The sequence below is a fragment of the Bacillus cereus group sp. BfR-BA-01408 genome (assembly GCF_022663305.1).
GTDB lineage: Bacteria > Bacillota > Bacilli > Bacillales > Bacillaceae_G > Bacillus_A > Bacillus_A pacificus.
The window spans coordinates 1-5,022 of sequence record NZ_JAKUFF010000137.1; the positions used below are offsets into that span (position 1 = coordinate 1).

Here is a 5,022-nt window from a genome sequence, read left to right on the forward strand (position 1 = left end):
TGATTACGGAGTAAGACAAGGATTCTTTGATATTGATCCACGTCCACTTTTAGGTGATGACATACATGTAATTGAAGAAAAATTGAGAGAAATTGTAGGGGGAAACTAAAATGACAAATATTCAAAAACGTTTTTATAAAGGCCGTGTAGCATTAAATGTATTAGCGAACAATATCGAAAATGCGAAAGATATTTTTGAAGCAGCAGAAGGTTATGTAGTAGTGGGAGTGTTATCAAAAGACTATCCAACAGTAGAAGAAGCAGTTACAGCGATGAAAGCATACGGAAAAGAAATTGATGACGCTGTATCAATTGGACTAGGCGCAGGAGATAATCGCCAAGCGGCAGTTGTAGCTGAAATTGCGAAACATTATCCAGGTAGCCATATTAACCAAGTATTCCCTTCAGTTGGAGCGACACGCGCAAATCTTGGTGGAAAAGATAGCTGGATTAATAGTTTAGTATCGCCGACAGGAAAAGTAGGGTACGTAAATATTTCTACTGGTCCAATTAGTGCAGCTGGAGAAGAAAAAGCAATCGTTCCAATTAAAACAGCAATCGCACTTGTACGTGATATGGGCGGAAATTCATTGAAATACTTCCCAATGAAAGGTTTAGCTCATGAAGAAGAATATCGCGCAGTTGCGAAGGCTTGTGCGGAAGAAGGATTTGCATTAGAGCCAACAGGCGGAATTGATAAAGAAAACTTTGAAACAATTGTACGTATTGCGCTTGAAGCAAATGTAGAGCAAGTGATCCCGCACGTATACTCTTCTATTATTGATAAGGAAACTGGTAATACGAAAGTAGAAGATGTTCGTGAATTATTAGCAGTCGTGAAGAAGTTAGTTGATCAATATGCGTAAGAAAATTGCAGCATTTGGTGAAGTAATGATGCGCCTGCAAGTACCAGAATATGAGTTGTTGTCGCAAGCTAATACATTAAAATACTCATTTTCTGGTACAGGTGTGAACGTTGCAGCAGCACTTTCTCATCTCGGTCACGAAGGCTTTCTTATTTCAACTTTACCGGAAAATTCGGTTGGAGATGCTGCGATATCACACATTCAGAAATTAGGTATTCGTCCTTCATTTATTTCAAGAGGCGGTAAATATGTCAGCATGTACTTTTTAGAAAATGGATTTGGGGCACGTGCAAGCCGCGTTACATATTCAAATCGATTAGAAAGTAGCTTCAATACGGCATGTGAAGACATGTATCAATTTGAAGAAATCGCAAAGGAAATTGATATCGTTCATTTTTGCGGGATTACACTTGCGATGAATGATACGGTGCGTCATCATATGAAATCTTTAGCGAAAGCAGTGAAAGAAAACGGAGGAACTGTCGTCTTTGATTGCAATTATCGTCCGTCACTTTGGGGAGAAGATGGATATGAGCAGGCGAGATCGCATTATGAAGAAATGTTAGGGCTAGCTGATATTGTAATGATGAATGAAAAAGATGCAATGTTCGTTCTTGGAATGAAAACAGAGGAGACGGAGCGAGAGGCGCAACTTATTGATCTCATTCCGAAAGTAGCTGAAACGTATCATATCGCTACAATTGCTGGTACACATCGCTCTATTAATAGCGATAATACACACTCGCTTCGCGGATTTATATGTAAAGATGGTGCGTTCACTTTTGCAAAAACACTTACGTTTTCTGTATATGATAGAATAGGTGCTGGAGATGCTTATACGAGCGGGATTATTCATGGCGAGATAGAAGAGTTTGCACCAGAGAAAGCTGTTTCATTTGCGTCAGCAGCTGGAATGCTTGCACATACAATCGTCGGTGATACGCCAATGTCATCAGAGAAGGATATACTTCGGGCAATGACGGCATCAGTAGGTGATGTAGAAAGGTAGTGGGGGTAACGGTGAACGTAACGAGGAAAAAAGGACCATTATATTTACAAATAAAAAACATTATTCGTGATCGAATATTGCATGGTGTATATGCGATTCATACGAATATTCCTTCCGAACCGCAGTTAGAAGAAGAGTTCAAAGTGAGTAAAATTACAGTGCGAAATGCAATTAAAGAACTCGCTCAAGAAGGATATTTGGAAAAGAAAAGCGGTAAAGGAACGAAAGTTATCCGTAACACTTCTGCGACAAAGTTGTCAAAGGGTAAAAAATTTACAGAAGTGTTAGTGGAAGAAGGATATAAAGTACAAAAGAAATTGCTTAAAGCAGAAATCGTTCATAATGAAGAAGGAACGGTGCCATTTCGATTATTCGGTAAGGAAAGTTTTCGCATTGAACGTTTATATACGTTAAATGATGCACCGTACATTCATTATACGCACTATTTCTCAGCACACATGGCAAGTACAGATTTATCGGACTTTGATTTGCAATCGCTTTACGATTTAGTAGAAGACCGAGGTATACATTTAGAAAACTTCAGAGATGAATTCGCTGTTGGACTTGCGCCTAGCTTCGTTGCAGAAGCGTTAGGTGAAAAAGAGGGGACAGCACTATTAAAACGCATGCGTTATTCTTACGATGAAGTTGGAGAAGTAATTGAATATAGCGAAGGCTACTACAATACGGAAATGCAGCATTATGTAGTGAATTATGACGTATAAAAAAGAGGGGATTTTCCCTCTTTTTTTATCCCGCGTTAACGGACAGTAAAACTCTCACCTCAAAATTCAGTTGGAGCCAAGAAGTTAGGTGGGAGTCGGGCTGTCCATAAACGTCCGATTGGTTCAACTAATAATCAGTGGGGGATGAACAAAATCCCCACTGATTAAAGTTTCACTTTATAAAGTAAGGAGAATGGGAGATGGATATATACTTATTAATCGTCACGTTACTTGCAATTGCGATTGTTATTTTAGGGGTATCATGGTGGAAATGGCATGCATTTATTAGTTTAACAGTTGCGAGTTTATTTTTAGCTATCATGTCTGGATTGAATTTGACGAAAATAGTGACTGCCTATGAAACTGGTGTCGGTAGTGTACTAGGGCATTTAGTTGGTATTTTAGCTCTCGGAACAATTTTAGGAAAAATGATGTCCGATTCAGGGGCCGGCATGCAAGTGGCAGATTTCTTTATTCGATTTTTCGGTGTGAAGAAACTACCGTGGGCTATGTTATTTGCAGGATTTGTTATAGGGATTCCGGTATTTTTTGAAGTGGGGATCGTCATTTTATTACCACTCGTTATTTCCATACGAAAAACGACGAAGCAAAATATATTATTAATTGCGTTACCTGTTATTGCGGGATTATCTATCGTACATGGGCTCGTGCCACCACATCCAGGAGCGATGACAGCAATCGGTATTTATAACGCGAACTTAGGAAAGGTACTATTATATTCATTACTTATCGCGCTACCAACAGCCATTATCGCGGGACCGATATTTGCAAAGTGGGTACATAAAAAGGTTATACCTGAAAATGAACCAGAGCTTATTCGAGTTACGACTGTCTCAACTGATTTACCGAGTCGTAAAGTTTCATTCTTTATTATTTTATTACCAGTTGTATTGATGATTTTATCGGTCGTTGCACCTTATATTTCATTATCGAAAAAGATGACTGAATTTTTCGTCTTTGTAGGGAGCCCAGTAATTGCCTTACTTATTTCATGTTTTGCAGCATTTTATTTACTTGGAATCAGACAAGGTATTAATAAAAAGATGATTAAAAAATTAACAGATGAAAGTTTACTACCGGTCGGTTCTATTATTTTAATAATTGGTGCAGGCGGTGGATTTAAACAAATATTAATTGAAAGCGGCGTTGGCACGGCGATTGCGCAAATGGCAGAACATATATCGTTATCACCAATTGTACTTGCTTTCATGGTAGCTGGTTTAATTCGAATCGCGACCGGATCGGCTACAGTAGCATTAACGACAGCGGCAGGGATTGTTTCACCAGTTATTCAGCATATGTCAGGTGTAAATTTAGAATTGCTCGTTATAGCAACCGGAGCAGGTTCATTAATGTTTTCTCACGTAAATGATGCAGGGTTCTGGCTTGTAAAAGAGTATTTAGGTTTGACGGTGAAGGAAACGTTTAAAACGTGGACGGTACTGGAGACATTGTTATCATTTATTGCATTTGGTTTTGCGCTTTTATTGAATATGTTTCTTTAGGAGAGGAGATCAGATTTAAATGAATAAAACCTAGAGGGAATGTAATTTCTCTCTAGGTTTTATTCGTTTTTTGTGCTTTCTATCGCTCTATTACTTAATGGAGCGGACATACTGATCTTCTCCATCGTCTTTGACAAAGACTCCTAGCTCATTCAAATCTTTACGTAAGTGCTTCTTTTTCTTCGAGTTTCCGTCTCGGATAGCATTTCGTCTTTCATACAAAATGGTATTTACATTTTTACTAAATCGCTCATCCTCTAATTTCCATAGACTATAGTCTTGCTTATAAGGATCTTGTTCCACCCATGGAAAGCCGTGCAGCAAGAAAATATCTTTAATTTTATGTGGATTTATATCAGATTTTTCACGTAACCATTCGCGGTCTTCTTGATCAATGATTACCACTTGGCCTGTATCTACAAAAACGGCTTTTACATTTGAACTAGTAATTTGCTTCTTTTGATCGTCCTTATTTACATGAATGCTTTCCGAAGTAATGTTCATTTTTAAAGCTTCACTATAAATAATTAAAGAAAATAAAATTCCTGCAATAGCGCCAATTGACATGAGGATAATAGGAAGCCAGAAGGGGTTAATAAAATTTAAAAGTTCTATCATTTTCGAATCAGAAAAGAGGGGAATCTTTTTTATAATCTCTATTAATTTAGGTGAAAAATATCCGATAACGGCTAAAAGGATTGGACTTACTATAACAAGTAATTTTTCTAAAAAACCTAATCCAATGACAGATGCCTTTTTCATGTGTAGTTCATCCTTTCTTCATATATAATTTTTCAAAATCAGGGCATTTAAATAGTGAGTTTCTTCACCGTTTTTATGAGCTCATCTGAGTAATTTTCTATAGATATAGATGCATTTGCCTTCAGCATTCTTTC

The 5,022-nt window shown here is 37.7% G+C and carries 5 protein-coding genes and 2 pseudogenes; 5 read left to right on the forward strand and 2 right to left on the reverse strand.

Features of this window, described 5'->3' with window-relative positions; genetic code table 11:
- The 5 genes and pseudogenes from MR083_RS25970 to gntP form a co-directional block, all read left to right on the forward strand.
- Positions 1-109: pseudogene (locus tag MR083_RS25970) on the forward strand (SelA-like pyridoxal phosphate-dependent enzyme); the annotation flags it as partial.
- A gap of 1 nt (position 110) precedes the next feature.
- Complete coding sequence (gene dagF, locus MR083_RS25975; RefSeq protein ID WP_044793624.1) at positions 111-866, forward strand: 2-dehydro-3-deoxy-phosphogluconate aldolase; 756 nt, start codon at positions 111-113, stop codon at positions 864-866.
- On the forward strand, positions 859-1,875 hold the full coding sequence (locus tag MR083_RS25980; protein ID WP_242270062.1) for a sugar kinase: 1,017 nt from the start codon (positions 859-861) through the stop codon (positions 1,873-1,875). Before dagF ends, MR083_RS25980 begins: the two co-directional genes overlap by 8 nt.
- Entirely contained in the window at positions 1,875-2,600 is a 726-nt protein-coding gene (locus MR083_RS25985) for a GntR family transcriptional regulator (protein WP_000539264.1), read from the forward strand. The genes MR083_RS25980 and MR083_RS25985 overlap by 1 nt, the downstream gene beginning before the upstream one ends.
- Before the next feature lie 200 nt (positions 2,601-2,800).
- Entirely contained in the window at positions 2,801-4,126 is a 1,326-nt protein-coding gene (gene gntP, locus MR083_RS25990) for a gluconate permease GntP (protein ID WP_242270063.1), read from the forward strand.
- A 90-nt stretch (positions 4,127-4,216) separates the two neighbouring features.
- On the opposite strand, the gene MR083_RS25995 is transcribed toward gntP, so the two are convergent.
- Both MR083_RS25995 and MR083_RS26000 read right to left on the reverse strand, forming a co-directional pair.
- Positions 4,217-4,888, reverse strand: a complete 672-nt coding sequence (locus MR083_RS25995; protein WP_242270064.1) for a YqeB family protein — start codon at positions 4,886-4,888, stop codon at positions 4,217-4,219.
- 47 nt (positions 4,889-4,935) lie between these two features.
- Positions 4,936-5,022: pseudogene (locus MR083_RS26000) on the reverse strand (TetR/AcrR family transcriptional regulator); the annotation flags it as partial.